13 protein-coding genes are annotated in these 15,036 nt (G+C 72.1%); 10 read left to right on the top strand and 3 right to left on the bottom strand.

The window, feature by feature from the left end:
* Positions 1-16: 16 nt before the first annotated feature.
* The 10 genes from LCN96_RS05230 to LCN96_RS05185 all read left to right on the top strand — a co-directional run bounded on the left by LCN96_RS05230 (position 17) and on the right by LCN96_RS05185 (position 11,670).
* Complete coding sequence (locus LCN96_RS05230; protein WP_225271425.1) at positions 17-265, top strand: acyl carrier protein; 249 nt, start codon at positions 17-19, stop codon at positions 263-265.
* The gene (locus LCN96_RS05225; RefSeq protein ID WP_225271424.1) at positions 240-1,046 is read left to right on the top strand and encodes an SDR family NAD(P)-dependent oxidoreductase; all 807 of its coding nucleotides are present in this window, start codon (positions 240-242) and stop codon (positions 1,044-1,046) included. Before LCN96_RS05230 ends, LCN96_RS05225 begins: the two co-directional genes overlap by 26 nt.
* Positions 1,046-2,353, top strand: coding sequence for an AMP-binding protein (locus LCN96_RS05220; protein ID WP_225271423.1), 1,308 nt, complete (start codon positions 1,046-1,048; stop codon positions 2,351-2,353). Before LCN96_RS05225 ends, LCN96_RS05220 begins: the two co-directional genes overlap by 1 nt.
* Positions 2,350-3,387 (top strand): LuxE/PaaK family acyltransferase, encoded by a 1,038-nt coding sequence (locus tag LCN96_RS05215; protein WP_225271421.1) that lies wholly within the window; start codon positions 2,350-2,352, stop codon positions 3,385-3,387. Before LCN96_RS05220 ends, LCN96_RS05215 begins: the two co-directional genes overlap by 4 nt.
* A 158-nt stretch (positions 3,388-3,545) precedes the next feature.
* A complete protein-coding gene (locus LCN96_RS05210; RefSeq protein WP_225271420.1) occupies positions 3,546-4,769 on the top strand; it encodes an acyl-CoA reductase in 1,224 nt (407 codons plus the stop codon).
* A 347-nt stretch (positions 4,770-5,116) separates the two neighbouring features.
* Complete coding sequence (locus LCN96_RS05205; protein ID WP_225271419.1) at positions 5,117-7,399, top strand: hypothetical protein; 2,283 nt, start codon at positions 5,117-5,119, stop codon at positions 7,397-7,399.
* 108 nt (positions 7,400-7,507) lie between these two features.
* Complete coding sequence (locus LCN96_RS05200; RefSeq protein ID WP_225271418.1) at positions 7,508-8,653, top strand: glycosyltransferase; 1,146 nt, start codon at positions 7,508-7,510, stop codon at positions 8,651-8,653.
* Between the two features lie 3 nt (positions 8,654-8,656).
* On the top strand, positions 8,657-9,358 hold the full coding sequence (locus tag LCN96_RS05195) for a class I SAM-dependent methyltransferase (protein ID WP_225271417.1): 702 nt from the start codon (positions 8,657-8,659) through the stop codon (positions 9,356-9,358).
* Positions 9,359-9,422: 64 nt separating this feature from the next.
* The gene (locus LCN96_RS05190) at positions 9,423-10,094 is read left to right on the top strand and encodes a polysaccharide deacetylase family protein (protein ID WP_225271416.1); all 672 of its coding nucleotides are present in this window, start codon (positions 9,423-9,425) and stop codon (positions 10,092-10,094) included.
* A gap of 31 nt (positions 10,095-10,125) precedes the next feature.
* Complete coding sequence (locus LCN96_RS05185; RefSeq protein WP_225271415.1) at positions 10,126-11,670, top strand: hypothetical protein; 1,545 nt, start codon at positions 10,126-10,128, stop codon at positions 11,668-11,670.
* Here LCN96_RS05185 and LCN96_RS05180 read toward each other — a convergent pair.
* Genes LCN96_RS05180 through LCN96_RS05170 form a run of 3 tightly spaced genes read right to left on the bottom strand, consistent with a single transcriptional unit; the run spans position 11,667 to position 14,925 of the window.
* Positions 11,667-12,134, bottom strand: a complete 468-nt coding sequence (locus LCN96_RS05180; RefSeq protein WP_225271414.1) for a response regulator — start codon at positions 12,132-12,134, stop codon at positions 11,667-11,669. The genes LCN96_RS05185 and LCN96_RS05180 overlap by 4 nt on opposite strands.
* The gene (locus LCN96_RS05175) at positions 12,131-13,750 is read right to left on the bottom strand and encodes a sensor histidine kinase (RefSeq protein WP_225271413.1); all 1,620 of its coding nucleotides are present in this window, start codon (positions 13,748-13,750) and stop codon (positions 12,131-12,133) included. The genes LCN96_RS05180 and LCN96_RS05175 overlap by 4 nt, the downstream gene beginning before the upstream one ends.
* A complete protein-coding gene (locus tag LCN96_RS05170; RefSeq protein ID WP_225271412.1) occupies positions 13,747-14,925 on the bottom strand; it encodes a PP2C family protein-serine/threonine phosphatase in 1,179 nt (392 codons plus the stop codon). Before LCN96_RS05170 ends, LCN96_RS05175 begins: the two co-directional genes overlap by 4 nt.
* Positions 14,926-15,036 lie beyond the last annotated feature (111 nt).

The following is a 15,036-nucleotide window of genomic DNA, read 5'->3' as shown; positions in this document are numbered from 1 at the left end:
CAGAGAGTGAGTGATCATGAGTCATCTCGATCGCCTGCGGGCCGTCTTCCGCATGGCGCTCAACCTTCCGCCCGACGCCGACGTCGACGGCCTCGCCTACCGCGCCATCCCGCAGTGGGACTCCCTCGCGCACATGGCACTGATCGCGGCGATGGAGGACGAGTTCTCCATCATGATCGACACCGACGAGATGATCGACATGAGCTCGTTCGCCGAGGCGGCCGGGCTGCTGGAGAAGCATGGCATCGGCGCGGCCGCCCTCTGACGCGCCCGCCGGGGGCGCGGGGCCACGGGCCGACGACGCCGCGCGCCTGGCCCGCGTCGCGCTGGTGACGGGCTCGACCAGGGGCATCGGCCGGGCCGTGGCCACCACGCTGGCGGTCCGCGGGCACACGGTCGTGGTGCACGGGCGCGAGGAGGAGCGGGCGGCGAAGGCGGCGGCCGAGGTCGCGGCCGAGACCGGCGGCGCGGTCGACTCCGTCGCCGGCGAGGTGGGCGAGCTGGCGCAGGTGTCGGCCATGATGCGGCGGATCTACGAGCGGCACGGGCGGCTCGACGGGCTCGTCGTCAACGCGGGCGTGCACGAGGCGGGCCTGCTCGGCATGACGGGCCAGGCCACCATCGAGCGCCTCTTCCAGGTCAACGCCGTCGGCGCCACCCACACCCTGCAGGCCGCGCTGCGGCTGCTGCGCAGGGGCTCGGCCCCGGCCGTGGTGCTGGTGGCCTCGGTCATGGGCCGCGCGGGCGGCCCGGGGCAGGCGGTCTACTCGGCGACCAAGGCCGCGATCATCGGGCTCACCATGGCCGCGGCCAAGGAGCTCGGGCCGTCCGGGGTCAGGGTCAACGCCGTGGCCCCCGGCTACATCCGCACCGACCTGCTCGGCACGCTCGGCGACGACGCCCGCGCGGGCGTGGTCGCGGCGACCCCGCTGCGCCGGCTCGGCGAGCCTGGCGACGTGGCGGCGGCCGTGGCGTTCCTGCTGTCGCCGCAGGCCGGGTTCGTGACCGGGCAGGTGCTCGGCGTGGACGGCGGGCTGGTGCCGTGATGTTCCCGCACCCGCAGGCCCAGCTGATCCCCTCGGGCGCCGAGGAGGGCATCGGCGGCGACAAGCTGGCCCACTACGTCAAGCGCGCCGCGGAGAATCTCGACGGGCTGCGGCCCGGCCCGCTGTTCTGCGCCATGCGCAACACGCTGGCCTCCGTGTTCTGCTACCTCGGCGCCTGGCACGCCGGGCGGCCGATCGCGCTGCTCGACCCCGACCTGCCGGCCGGCACGCTGGCCGACCTGGCGGAGCGGTTCAGGCCGGCCGCGCTGCTCGGGTTCACCAACCCGCTCGACGACCCGCCGCCGCCCCGCACCGACGTGCCCGACCCCCATCCCGACCTCGGCCTGCTGCTGGCCACCTCCGGCTCGACGGGCAGCCCCAAGCTCGTGCGCCTGTCGCGCCAGGCCGTGCTGTCCAACGCCCAGGCCATCGCCACCGCCCTGTCGATCGGGCCGGGCGAGATCGCGATCACCAGCCTGCCGCTGCACTACAGCTACGGCCTGTCGGTGCTCAACAGCCATCTCATCGCGGGCGGCGCGGTGGTGCTGACCGAGGCGGGGCTGCTGGAGCGCTCGTTCTGGGCGGATCTGCTGGCCTACGACTGCACGTCGCTGGCCGCCGTGCCGTACCAGTACTCGATGATGCGCCGCATCCACTTCGACCGCTCCAAGTACCCGAAGCTCACCACGCTCACGCAGGCGGGCGGGCGGCTCGCGCCGGAGCTGGCCGAGGAGTTCGCCGCCCAGGTGGACCGCTTCTACGTGATGTACGGCCAGACGGAGGCCACGGCCCGCATGGCCGTGCTGCCACCCGACCGGCTGGCCGACAAGCTCGGCACGGTCGGCGTCGCCCTGCCCGGCGGGTCGCTGGAGATCGACGGCGGCGAGATCGTCTACCGCGGGCCCAACGTCATGATGGGCTACGCGGAGAACGCCGCGGATCTCGCCAGGGGCGACGACCTGGGCGGCGTGCTGCGCACGGGCGACCTCGGCACGCTCGACCCCGAAGGCTTCCTCCAGGTCACCGGGCGGCTCAAGCGCATCGCCAAGGTCTTCGGCACCCGGGTCAACCTCGACGACGTGGAGCGCATGCTGCGCGACCTCGGCCCCGTGGCGGTCACCAGCGGCGACGACCGGGTGACGGTGTGGACCGAGACGCTCGACCCGGCCGCCCAGGTCCGCATGGCCCGGCGGCTGGGGGCCGAGCTGCGGCTGCACTGGAGCGGGTTCGACATGCGGCACATCGACCACCTGCCGCTGCTGCCGACCGGCAAGATCGACTATCGCACGCTGGAGTCACTCACGTGAGTGCCGGGGCCGGGGTGTTCACGCTGAGCGAGCCGGAGCGGGAGGCCGCGCTGGTGCCCGAGCTGGCGGCGCTGACGGCCCGGCACCGCGAGGCCTGCCCGCCGTACCGCAGGATCCTCGACGCCATCGGCGCGGCACCGCCCTACGAGCGGCTCGCCGACCTGCCGTGGCTGCCCGTGCGGCTGTTCAAGACGCACGAGCTGCGCAGCGTCCCGGAGGATCAGGTGTTCCGGGTGCTGACCTCCAGCGGCACCACCGGGCAGCGGCCGAGCCGCATCCACCTCGACCGCGAGGCCGCGGCGACGCAGACCCGCATGCTGGCCGCCACGCTCAGGGCCGTGCTCGGCGAGCGGCGGCTGCCGATGCTCGTGGCCGACACCCGCTCGGTCGTCCGCGACCCGACGCTGAGCGCCCGCGGCGCCGGGGTGCTCGGCATGATGAACTTCGGCAGAGACCACACCTTCGTCCTCGACGAGCAGGGGCGCGTCGACGCGGAGGCGGTCAAGGGCTTCCTGTCGCGGCACGGCGGCGAGCGCTTCCTGGTCTTCGGCTTCACGTTCATGGTCTGGCTGCACCTGCGCGGCCTCGGCGCCGACCTGTCACAGGCGGTGCTGATCCACTCCGGCGGCTGGAAGCGGCTGGCCGAGCAGGCCGTCGACAACGCCGAGTTCCGGCGGCGGCTGGCCGCCGAGTGCGGGCTGACCCGGGTGCACAACTTCTACGGCATGGTCGAGCAGATCGGCACCGTGTTCCTGGAGGGGCCCGACGGTGACGGCTTCTACTGCCCCGACTTCGCCGACGTCGTGATCCGCGACCCCGACACCTGGCAGGAGGCGCCCACCGGCGCGCCCGGGCTGATCGAGGTGGTGAGCACGCTGCCGACGTCGTATCCGGGGCATGTGCTGCTCACCGAGGATCTGGGGGTGGTGCGGGGGGTGGACGACGGGAGCTGGCCGGGCAAGCGGTTCGAGGTGCTGGGCAGGTTGCCGCGGGCCGAGGCGCGTGGGTGCAGTGACACCATGGGGCAGGGCTGATGCCGGACGACCGCACGACCGTCACGCCTGACACGGCCGCTGTCCCGGACGGCACGCCCGCCGTCTTGGCCGGCGCATCCGCAGCAGCGGACGCCACGCCCACGGCGTCGGGCCGCGCGCCCGGTGCGGCACGCGATACGCGCGGCGAGGCAGGCGGCGTGTCCGCCGTTGACATCCGGTTCCCCGCCGGGGGCACCGTGGGGGTCGAGGCGCTGCTCGACCAGGTGGGCGGCGCGCTCCAGGGTGAGCTCCAGGTGGGTGACGAGCGGGTCAGGGAGTTCCTGGCGGCATTCGGGCGGCGGCTGCTGCGGCCCGCGCTGGCCCGCAGGCATCCCGAGCTGGGCTCGCTCGGCTTCTTCCTGCGCCCCAGCGAGCTGGCCCGCACGGTGCAGGGGCTCGCCGGCGAGCACGTACGCGTCCCGCGCGGCCTGGTCTTCCACGTCCCGCCCGCGAACGTGGACACCGTCTTCGTCTACTCCTGGGCCCTTTCGGCCCTGATGGGCAACCGCAACATCGTCCGCCTGTCGCACCGCTCCGGCACGGTCGCCGAGACCATCCTGGAGACGCTGCACGAGGCGCTGGCCGACGCCGATCCCGCCATCGCCGCCACCCAGCGCGTCATCTCCTACGACCGGTCGGAGGTCGTCACGGCCGCGCTGTCGGCCGCCTGCGACCTGCGGGTGGTGTGGGGCGGCGACGGCGCCGTACGGGAGATCCGGCGGCAGGCGCTCGCCCCGCACGCCCGCGACCTGACCTTTCCCGATCGATCCTCGTTCGCGGTCGTACGGGCCGCGGCGTGGTTGTGCGCGCCGCGGGCCGCCCGCGTCACGGTGGCGGAGGGGTTCGTCAACGACACCTACTGGTTCGACCAGGCGGCCTGCTCCTCGCCCCGGACCGTGTTCTGGGTGGGGTCCGAAGGTGATTGCGACGCCGCGCGGGCCGACTTCACCGAGCACGTCGCGCGGGTGGTGACCGTGCGGGGGTGGGGGGTGGACGCGGCGATGGCCGTGGAGAAGCGGGTCTCGACGTACGGGCTGGCCGCCGACGGGCTGGCGGAGAGCATCGAGTTCCACGGCAACGCGCTGGCCGTCGTGCAGTTGTCGGCCGCCGCCGCGGCGCCGCGGCGGTGGCTGGGGGCGGGGACGTTCGCGCATGCCCGGCTGGGTGCGCTGGGTGAGCTGGTGGCGCTGGTGGAGCGGCGGGATCAGACGATGACGCACTTCGGGTTCGGGCGGGGGGAGCTGGAGGAGTTGGCCAGGGGGTTGGCTGGGCGGGGGGTGGATCGGATGGTGCCGGTCGGGAGTGCGTTGAGCTTTCATCGGGTGTGGGACGGGGTGGATCTGCCGGCCGAGTTCACGCGCCTGGTGACTGTTGTTCGGTGATGCCGGCGGTGGTGCGCGGGGTGGGTAGCCGGTCATGGAGTGGTCGGTCATGGGGTGGCCGGTCTTGGGGTGGCCGGGAGCACGGTGTTTCGGGGCGGGGTGCTCGGCGGCGGGCGGTTTGGAGGCCGGGGGCTTGGGTGCCGGCTGGGCTCGTGTGCGTGGGGGCCGTGGTCGCCTTCTTGGGGTGTGGGGTCTCCGTTCGGGATCTGGGTGTGTTCGCCGTGTACGTGGGGGGCGCGGTGGCGCTGCCGGGGACGTTGTTGTGGCGAGCGATGGCGGGAAGCACGTTGGCCCGTGGTGGGATCGCGGGAGGTGGGCAAAGCGGGCGTGGCCCGAGCGAGCGGCGCTTGGGTGGTGAGCTGTCGCTGGGTGGGGAGCTCGGGGCTGGGCTGGCGCTCGGGTACGCGGTCGAGGTGCTCGCCTATCTTCCGGCGCGGGCCGTGGGGGTGCCGTTGCTGGTGCTGGTGCCTCCTGTGGTGATCGTGGGGGTGTTCGCCTGTGTGCCGGGGCTGAGGCGGCATTGGCGGGGGCCTGCGGGCAGGGGTGGGGAACGGGTGCCGGGGTGGTGTGCCTGGGTGCTCGGTGGGGTTGTGGCGTTCCTGGTGGTGTGGAGCACGGTTCACCAGTACCGGGTGCCGGTCGAGGCCGGATATGTGGACCTGCCGTATCACCTGGCGTTGGTGGGCGAGGTGAAGCATCACTTTCCGCCCACGCTGCCGTCGGTGCTGGGTGAGCCGTTGTCCTACCACTGGTTCGTGTACGCCGAGATGGCCGCGACGAGCTGGGTGACTGGGATCGAGCCGGTGACGCTGGTCTATCGGCTGTCCATGCTGCCCATGGCGGCGGCGATGGTGGTGTTGGTGGCGGTGCTGGGGCGGCGGGTGGGTGGCGGCTGGGGGGCTGGGGTGGGGGCGGTCGGGGTGACGTACTTCCTGTTCAGCCCTGCGTTGGTGGAGGGGGTGGTGTTCAGTTCGCGGTCGATGTTCACGGTGTCGACCAGTCCGACGCAGACGTTCGGGGCGCTGTTGTTCGTGCCTGTGGTGTTGTTGCTGGTCGGTGAGGGGCGGTCGGGACGGGCGGCCTTGGGGGGTGGCTGGTCGTGGCGGGGTGCGCTGAGCCGTGGCTGGTTCCGGCGGGCGGCGGTGGGCGACGGCTGGTCCCGGCGGGCGGCGGTGGGCGAAGGGAGGTGGGCGGGGTGGGTGGTGCTGGGTGTGTTGTCGGTGGTGATCAGTGGGGCGAAGGCTACTTACCTGCCGCTGTTGCTGGCCGGCGTGGTGGTGGTGATCGTGGTGCGATGGGTGGTGGAGTGGCGGGTGCCGGGGGCGTGGGTCGGGGTGGCGGGGCTGGTGGTGGGGTGCTTGGGGTTCGCGCAGGTCGTGCTGTTCGGGCAGGGGGCGCAGGGGATGACTCTCTCGCCGTTCGCGACCATGCGGGTGGTGTGGGGGGCGGTGGCGGGGGTGGGGATGCCGGAGCTGGCGTCGGTGTCCGCGGTGCCGTTGGTGGTGCTGACGGGGGTGCATCTGTTCTGCCTGGCTTGTGTGTGGGGTGGGGTGGTGGGGCTGGGTGGGCGGGTGCTGGAGCCGGGTGTGTCGCTGTTGCTCGGGATCGGGGCGGCGGGGGTCGGGGCGACCGTGGTGTTCGGGCATCCGGCCGAGTCGCAGTTGTACTTCCTGGAGGCTGCTCGGCCGTACCTGTCGGTGGCTGCCGTGTGCGGGGTGCTTACGGCGGCGCGCGTGCGCCTGGTGAGGGAGGTGACCGCCGGTGGCGGAGGGACGGGAGGTGGCGGACGGTGGTGGGCGCGACTGCGTGGGCGGGCCGAGCGGGGAGGCCGGCGGGAGTTGCGGTCGCGGCTTGGCTGGTGGGCCATGCGGGGAGGTGGGTGGCGGTTGTGGGGGCGACTGGGTGTGGTGGCTGTGGCGGGGGCTGGAGGAGCGTTGGCTGTGGCGGGAGCTGGGGAGGCGTCGGCTGTGACGGGAGCTGGGGGGGCGTCGGCGGTGACGGGAGTGGCCGGAGTGGCGGGAGGTGGAGGCGGGGCGTTGGTGCGGGTGGTGGTGCCGTATCTGGTGCTCGGGGTGGCGGCGTTGTTCGTGGGGCGGCGCGGGGGTGTGGTGGCGGTGGTGGCGGTGCTGGCCGGGTACGCGGTGCCCGGGTCGGTGCGTGACGTGGTGGCGCACGTGCTGCCGCAGGAGGAGCGGCGGGAGCGGCTGATCCCGAAGGGGGCGCTGGAGGCGGGGCGGTGGTTGCGAGATCACTCGTCGCCCGACGACGTGGTGGCCACCGATCTGCACTGCCGTTACGACTGGTGGCAGGTGTGCGACAGCCGGCACTTCTGGGTGTCGGGGTTCAGCGAGCGCCGGGTGCTGGTGGAGGGCTGGGCGTACGCGGAGAGCACGCTGTCACGGGCCAGGCTCTTCGAGCGGTCGTATCTGGCGGTGCCGTTCGCGGACCGGGCCCGGCTGGCGGCGAACGACGGGGTGTTCCGGGCGCCGACGGCGGACAGCGTGCGGGCGCTTGCGCGGGAATATGGGGTTGAATGGCTCTTTACTAGGATAAATCCGGAGCTGGGGAAATATGCTGAGTTGCGGTTTCAGAAGGGAGGCATTGCCGTTTACCGGGCTCCCGTAAGGTAAAGATCTCACCGCTTCTCGGAATGGCTCAGAAAAAGCCGCACGCGCCCCGCTGGACTCCCCCAGCACCATTTCCGTGGACCCACGGCCACGAGCAGATCAGGGGAGCCAATGGACACGCGTGCCGCCATGGAGCCGAGCCCCCGCGTCCTCGATCCCGCGGTCCGGCCGGCGAGCGTGGACATCGTCATCCCCGTGCTCAACGAGGAGCGCGCGCTGCCCGGATGCGTTCGCACGCTGACCCGCTTCCTCGACGCGGGCTTCCCGCTGCCGTGGCGCATCACGATCGTCGACAACGGCAGCACCGACGCCACCTGGCCGGTCGCCACCGCGCTGGCCGCCGAGCTGGAGCAGGTGCACGCCCGCCGGCTCGACATCAGGGGGCGCGGCGCCGCGCTGCGGGCGGCCTGGCTGGACAGCCCGGCCGACGTCGTGGCGTACATGGACGTCGATCTGTCCACCGACCTGAACGCCCTGTTCCCGCTGGTGGCGGCGGTGGCCGGCGGGCACAGTGAGATCGCCGTCGGCACGCGGCTGGCGGCCGGCGCGCGCACGCGCCGCTCGCTGCGCCGCGAGGTGGTGTCGCGGGGCTACAACGCGCTGCTCAGGCATGGTTTCGGGGTCAGGTTCAGCGACGCGCAGTGCGGCTTCAAGGCAGCCAGGACGGACGCCGTCAGGCCGCTGGTACGCAAGATCAGGGACGACTCCTGGTTCTTCGACACCGAGTTGCTGCTGCTGGCCGAGCACAACGGGCTGCGCGTGCACGAGGTGCCGGTCGACTGGATCGAGGACGGCGACTCGCGGGTGCGCGTGGTCAGGACGGCCCTCGACGACCTCAAAGGGCTGGCGCGGGTCGCCCGGGCGATGGCGGCGGGCCGGGCACGGGTCCAGGTGCGCAGGGCGGAGCCGGCGCCGCTGCATCCGGACGCGGTACTTACCCGTCCAATATTCGATATTTCCGTGTTTATCGGGATCATTCCCGGACTTCTGCATGCGCTGGCATATCTGCCGTTACGGGATATGTGGTCACCGGTGATGACGAATCTCGGCGCGCTGCTCCTGGCCGGGCTCGTCAATGTCACGGCTCGTCGCCGGTCGGCCGTCCGCACCGCGCTCCGTTTCGCGGTCCTCTACGCCCTCACCACCGCGGCCGTGCTCAGCGTGCCCGCGGGCGCCGCGCCCGAGTCGGGCGCCGTCGCGGCCACGTACTGCCTGCTCGCCCTGCTCCGCTGGGTCTTCACCCGGACAAGGAACTGATCAATGGAAACCACTGAGATCCGCCGCCTGATCGCGCTCGAGGAGACCCACTGGTGGTACCGCGAGCGCCGCGCCATCCTGCGCAGGGAGCTGCGCGCGCTGGGCCGTCCCGGGCGGGCGCTGGACGTCGGCGCGGCGGGCGGCGGCAACACCAAGGTGCTGATCGAGGCGGGCTGGGACGCGACCGCGGCCGACCAGTGCGAGGCCGCGGTGGAGACGGCCAGGCGGCGCGGGCTCAAGGCGGTCAGGGCGGACGCGCGGGCGCTGCCGTTCGAGACGTCCAGCGTGAACCTGGTGACCGCGTTCGACGTCCTGGAGCACATCCGCGAGGACCACCTGGTCACCGAGGAGATCGCCCGGGTGCTGGCGCCCGGCGGGCACGCGCTGATCGCGGTGCCGTGCGACATGTCGCTGTGGTCGCCGCACGACGACGCCGTCGGCCACGTCCGCCGCTACGGCCGCGACTCGCTCACGGTCGTCGTCGAGAAGGCCGGGCTGACCATCGACCGCATCTGGAGCTGGAACGTGCTCCTGCGCCCCCTCGTGGCCCGCCACCGGCGCCGCTCCGGCGGTGGCAGCGACCTGCGCAAGACCCCGTTCCTGATGAACGCGGGGCTGTCGGCGGTGGTCTGCGCCGAGCGGTACCTGCCGGTCAAGTCGCTCAAGGGTGTGACGCTGTTCCTGCGGGCCAGGCTCAACAGGTGAAGGTGCCCAGACCGAGACATCACCACCCGCATGGGCGGGCGGGGTTGCCTCTAGGCTTTGCTGTGTGGTGATTCATGCCCTTCTCGCGGCCTCGCTAGCCTTCACTGCCCTGCCCGCCCAGGCCGCCGCCGTCGACTGCGCCCGGGTCAAATGCCTGGCGCTGACCTTCGACGACGGGCCGGGCAAGTACACCCCCGCGCTGCTCAAGTCGCTGTCCAAGGCGGGCGCCAAGGCCACGTTCTTCCTCGTGGGCAAGCGGGTGGAGGAGCGGCCCGAGGTGGCCAGGCAGCTCGTCGCGCGCGGGCACGCGATCGGCAACCACACCTACTCGCACGCCTCGCTGCCCGCCCACCTCGACCACGAGATCCTCGACGAGCTCAAGGTCACGCAGGACGTGATCGCAGACGTCACGGGGCGGCGCCCGACGATGTTCCGCCCGCCGTACGGGCACACGGACGAGCGCGTGCTCGCGCTGGCAGGCCAGACCGAGCTGGCGCAGATCCTGTGGACGCACACCACCCTCGACTGGAGCCTGCGCGACACCAAGAAGATCAAGGCGACCGTGCTCAAGCAGGCCAGGCGCGACGGCGTGATCCTCATGCACGACGTGGTCCCGGAGACGGTGCAGGTCATGCCGGAGATCCTCAAGGAGCTCAAGAAGCGCGGCTACCACCTCGTCACGGTGCCCACCCTGCTGCGCGGCAAGGGACCGACACCAGGGGAGAGCTACTTCTGACGAGTGCCCCCCTCAGTTCGGGAATGGAACCATGGGGAGAGACACCAGGCGCAGGCCCTGGGTCGCGCTGACGACCTTCCTGATCATCCAGGCCGTGCTCGGCTGCTGGTGGGCGGCCTTCTACCCCGGCCTGTTCAGCCGCGACTCCGTGCTCTACCTCAGCCACACCGTGGTCGGGCCCTGGGTGAGCGATCACTCGGTGATCTACGACGCGCTGCTGTGGCTGAGCTTCACCAAGACCGGTGACCTGGGCGCCGTCACGTTCGCGCAGACCACGGCCATGGCCGGGGCGCTGACCTACCTGGCGCAGTCGCTCAGGGCGCTGGGCGCGCCGCGGCTGCTGACGACCGTGGTGGCCGTGCTGATGCCGCTGGCGCCGCCCGTGGGCGCGTTCGCGGTGACGCTGTGGAAGGACGTGCCGTTCACGATCTGCGCCGTGGCCATCGCCGGCCTGTGCGCGCGGATCGCCGCCCGGCGCGCCGTCGGGCTGCCCGCGCTGCTCGGGCTGGCGCTGCTGTTCGTGGCGCTCGGGCTGTTCCGCGCGAACGGCTTCCTCATCGCGGGCGTGGCCGTGCTGGCGCTGGTGGCGATCGTCCCGGCTGTGCGGTTGCGGCTGCTGCTCACCGGCACGCTCGCCGCCGCCCTGCCGCTCGTGCTCTCGAACGTGGTCTTCCCGCAGTTCGGCATCGTGGCCCCGTCGAAGACGTACGTCTACCACACCGCGTACGGGGACATCGCGGTCGCCTACCGGCAGCGGCCCGAGCTGTTCACCCCGCAGGACATCAGCCTCATGGGGGCGGTGGCGCCGATCAAGCGGTGGTGGGAGGGCGGCACCTGCTACACGATCAACCCGCTGATCTGGCGCAAGGACTTCAGCTGGCAGCAGGCCGACCTGCACGCCACCGAGCTGCTCGCGCTGTGGCAGCGGCTGCTGGTCACCGAGCCGCGGCTGGTGGTGGACGCGCGGCTGTGCAGGGGCTCGATCGCGTGGCGGCCGGTGCAGGACGACCAGGCGACCGGGGGGATGACCTACCGGTTCTCGCGGCGGCCCAACGCCGACACGTACGTGGGGCCGTACAAGGTGGCGGATTTCCCCGGGCGGTGGGTGTTCTCGCTGCGGCCGTTGTCGATGGAGCTCAACCAGGTCGCCGACCCGTGGCTGACCGGGGCGCTGATGCCCGAGTGGGACTGGGTGCTGTGGCGGGGGGCCGCGTGGGCGTACCTGTCGTACGTGGCGGCAGGGCTGGCGGCGTGGGCGCTGCGCAACCGGTACGTGCTGGGGGTGGCGGCGGTGGTGGCCGGGCAGCAGCTCGCCGTGCTGGCCAACATCTCGGCGCAGGACTTCCGATATCTGGCCACGCCGATCCTCGTGGGGGCGCTGCTGGTGCCGCTGCTGCTGGGGAGCCTGGTGCGGCTGTCGGCGGAGGCCGGGCAGCGGCTCGGCCGACGGCTGCGCCGCCGCCGGCCCGATCGCGACCCCGAGCCCGCGCCTGTGGACCAGGAGCCGGAGCCGATCGTGGCGTCACGAGCCGAACCGGCCCCTGAGCCGGGACAGGACGGGGACGAACGGAACTAGACGCTCTCGTCCCCGCCGTACGCCCGCGCCCGCCCCGGCAGCCGCACCACCGTGACGAAGAACTCGTCGATCTGCCGGATGACCGCCATGAACCGGTCGAGATCGACGGGCTTGCTCACGTAGGCGTTGGCGAACAGCTCGTAGCTGCGCAGGATGTCCTCCTCGGCCGAGGAGGTGGTGAGCACCACGACGGGGATGGAGCGCAGCTCGGGGTCGCCCTTGATACGTTCCAGCACCTGCCGGCCGTCGTACTTGGGCAGGTTGAGATCGAGCAGGATCAGGTCGGGGCGGGGCGCGGTGCCGTACTCGCCGCGCCGGTAGACGAAGTCGAGCGCCTCCAGGCCGTCCCTGACGACGTGGAGGTTGTTGCGGATCTTGTTGTCCTCGAACGCCTCGCGCGTGATGAGCTCGTCACCGGGGTCGTCCTCGACGAGGAGGACTTCGATGGGTTGCCCGGTCGTCATGAGCTGCTTCCTTCGTGTTCGGTGCCGGAGCGGGCGGGCACGGTGGAGGCAGGCAGGGTGAAGCACAGCCGGGCGCCGCCGGTGTAGCCGGTGTCCAGCCAGATCCTGCCGCCGTGGTTCTCGACGATCTTCTTGCACATCGCCAGGCCGATGCCGGTGCCGCTGTACTGCTCGCGGCTGTGCAGGCGCTGGAAGATGACGAAGATCTTATCGGCGAACTCGGGCTCCACACCGATCCCGTTGTCCGACACGGAGAACTTCCAGCCGTCCTCGTCGGGCTCGCACCCGATGCGGATCAGCGGCGCGCGGGCCGGATCGTGGAACTTGATGGCGTTGCTGATGAGGTTCTGCCAGAGCAGGCGCAGCATCGTGGGGTCGCCGACGATGGTGGGCAGCTTGTCGGGGCGCTCGAAGCTCGCGCCGGACTCCTCGATCGGAGCCGACAGGTCGTCGATCACCTTCTCCAGGCTCTCCCCCAGGTCGACGGGCTCGCGGTCGTCGTACACCCTGCCCACTCTGGAGAACCTCAGCAGGTCGTTGATGAGGACCTGCATCCGGGTGGCCCCGTCGACCGCGAAGCGGATGTACTGCTTGCCGCGCTCGTCCAGCACCTCCCCGTATCGCTTCTCCAGGAGCTGGCAGAAGGTGGCGACCTTGCGCAGCGGCTCCTGGAGGTCGTGCGAGGCCACGTACGCGAACTGCTCCAGCTCGGCGTTGGAGCGCCGCAGCTCCACGGCCTGCGCGTCGAGGTCGGCGGCCTGCTCGCGCAGTTGCACCTGCTGCCGGTGGGAGTCGCCGAGCGCCTGCACGATCCGTACGCGCATCAGGTCCACGTCCTCGGCCACCTCGCGGATGTCCGCGGGGCCCCTGGCAGGGATGACGCGCTCGAAGTCGCCGGCCGCGATCTCGCGGGAGGCGATGCGGAGCTGGTCGAGCGGCCGGCCGATCGCGCGGCGCAGCAGCACGGCCATGCCCACCATGGCCAGCGGGAAGAGCACGAGCATGGCCAGGAAGGCCCAGTTGCGCACCCGCTCGGCCTGCGACAGCTCGTCCCGCGAGGTGACGCGGAGCTGCGCCAGGCGGCTGTTCTGCCGTTCGAGCAGCACCCTGATCTCGTCGAACGCCCGTTTGCCCGCCTCCACCGCCGCGGCGGGGACGGTGCCGCCGTCGCGCCGCTCCGCCGTCATGGGCTCGGCGTACTCGCTGCGCCAGGCGGCGGCCTTGGCGCTGATGGTGTTCAGCTCGCGGAGCAGGCCGGGCCGGTCGGCGATGTCGGCGGCCACCTGCGCGCGGCTGCGCCGCTCGGCGGCCAGGCCCTCGGCGTACGGCTGCAGGAACTCCTCCCTGCCGGTCAGCAGGAAGCCCCTGACCCCGGTCTCCTGGTCGATCAGGGCCTTCTGCATCTGGGACGCCTCGATCGCGGCGGGCGAGATGCGCGTGGTGAGCTGGTCGGACAGGCTGCTCGTACGGTCGATCATCACGGCGCCCGTCACCGCGCACACCGCGGTCAGGACGGTGAGAGCCGCGATCATCACCAGGAACCAGCCGTGCACGGTCAGCCGCCGCAGCCGGGACGCGTCGGTCAGCAGGCGCCCCTTCCGGACAGGAGCCGTCATGTGCGCTCTCTCCACCGCAGGTGCACCACGGCGAGGTCGTCGGCGGGCGCGTCGGGCGCGGTGATCTCCTCGACGTCGGCGATCAGCGCGTCGAGGAAGCCCTCACCGTCGCGATGGGCGTGCCGCTGGGCCAGCTCCAGCAGCCCCTCCTCGCCGAGCCAGCGCGGTGGCGCGCCGGGCAGGCGGCGCTCGAACAGCCCGTCGGTGTAGAGCGTGAGGCCGCCACCGGCGGGCAGCTCCAGCACGTCCTCCTGCCAGTCGGCCTCCACCGGCAGGCCCAGCGCGAGGCTGGGCTGCGGCTCGGCCAGGCTCACCGTGTCGCCGTCGTGCAGCAGCATGCCGGGGTGACCGGCCCGCCAGATCCGCACCGTGTGCTGGTCGGACTCCAGGACGAGGGTGGACATGGTGACGAAGATGTCGGCCCCGGGCCGTTCGGCCTCCAGGATGCGTTCGAGCCTGCGCAGCAGGGTCGTGCCGGTCACGCCGCTGAGCACCAGCGCCCGCCAGGCGATGCGCAGGCAGACACCGAGGGCGGCCTCGTCGGGGCCGTGCCCGCAGACGTCGCCGATGACGGCGTGCACGCCCTTGTCGTCGGACTCGACGACGTCGAAGAAGTCACCGCCGAGCGTGGCCGAGCCCCTGCTGGGGCGGTAGCGCGAGGCCACCTCGATGGGCATGCTCTGCAGCAGCGGGGTGGGCAGCAGGCCGCGTTCGAGGCGCTCGTTCTCCTTGGCGCGCATGCGCTCGGCGTGCAGCGCCACGGCGGCCTGCTCGGCCTGCTTGCGCTGCATCGCATACCGCAGGGTACGGCCCAGCCACTCGGCCTCCACCCGGCCCTTGACCAGGTAGTCCTGGGCGCCCGCTGTCACCGCCGCCAGGCCCGCCTGCTCCTCGGCCAGGCCGGTGAGCACCACGACGGCCGCGTCGCCCGCCTCCTCGATCACCGCGGACAGGGCCGAGAACTCGTGCGCGTCGGGCAGGCCGAGGTCGACCAGCACACACTGGGGCCGCAACCGGACCAGGGCCCGCCGGGCCTCGTCCACGGATCGCGCCCACTCCAGGCGTACGGACAGACCGCTGTCCTCCAGCAGCTCCTCGACGATCAGCGCGTCCTGCGGATCGTCCTCGACGAGCAACACCAGCGGCTGCCTGCCGAATTCGCTCGCATGGGACATGCAGGCTTGCCACTCCTTCCGAACCGCGGGTCACGGGCATCCCCTCGCCAACCGCGGTCCGCGTTGGCCCAGGAGAAGCCTCCCTTCCCACAATCATCGAGTGTATGCACG

Source organism: Nonomuraea gerenzanensis (assembly GCF_020215645.1).
GTDB classification, from domain to species: Bacteria; Actinomycetota; Actinomycetes; order Streptosporangiales; family Streptosporangiaceae; genus Nonomuraea; species Nonomuraea gerenzanensis.
The sequence above is the reverse complement of the archived record's forward strand: the minus strand, read 5'-3'. Positions and strand labels throughout refer to the sequence as shown.

Excerpts from the sequence above, each read along its gene's own strand:
- LCN96_RS05170 (WP_225271412.1), bottom strand. The coding sequence starts at position 14,925 with ATGTCCCATGCGAGCGAATTCGGCAGGCAGCCGCTGGTGTTGCTCGTC.
- LCN96_RS05220 (WP_225271423.1), top strand. The coding sequence starts at position 1,046 with ATGTTCCCGCACCCGCAGGCCCAGCTGATCCCCTCGGGCGCCGAGGAG.
- LCN96_RS05230 (WP_225271425.1), top strand. The coding sequence starts at position 17 with ATGAGTCATCTCGATCGCCTGCGGGCCGTCTTCCGCATGGCGCTCAAC.
- LCN96_RS05180 (WP_225271414.1), bottom strand. The coding sequence starts at position 12,134 with ATGACGACCGGGCAACCCATCGAAGTCCTCCTCGTCGAGGACGACCCC.
- LCN96_RS05175 (WP_225271413.1), bottom strand. The coding sequence starts at position 13,750 with ATGACGGCTCCTGTCCGGAAGGGGCGCCTGCTGACCGACGCGTCCCGG.
- LCN96_RS05185 (WP_225271415.1), top strand. The coding sequence starts at position 10,126 with ATGGGGAGAGACACCAGGCGCAGGCCCTGGGTCGCGCTGACGACCTTC.
- LCN96_RS05195 (WP_225271417.1), top strand. The coding sequence starts at position 8,657 with ATGGAAACCACTGAGATCCGCCGCCTGATCGCGCTCGAGGAGACCCAC.
- LCN96_RS05225 (WP_225271424.1), top strand. The coding sequence starts at position 240 with ATGGCATCGGCGCGGCCGCCCTCTGACGCGCCCGCCGGGGGCGCGGGG.
- LCN96_RS05200 (WP_225271418.1), top strand. The coding sequence starts at position 7,508 with ATGGACACGCGTGCCGCCATGGAGCCGAGCCCCCGCGTCCTCGATCCC.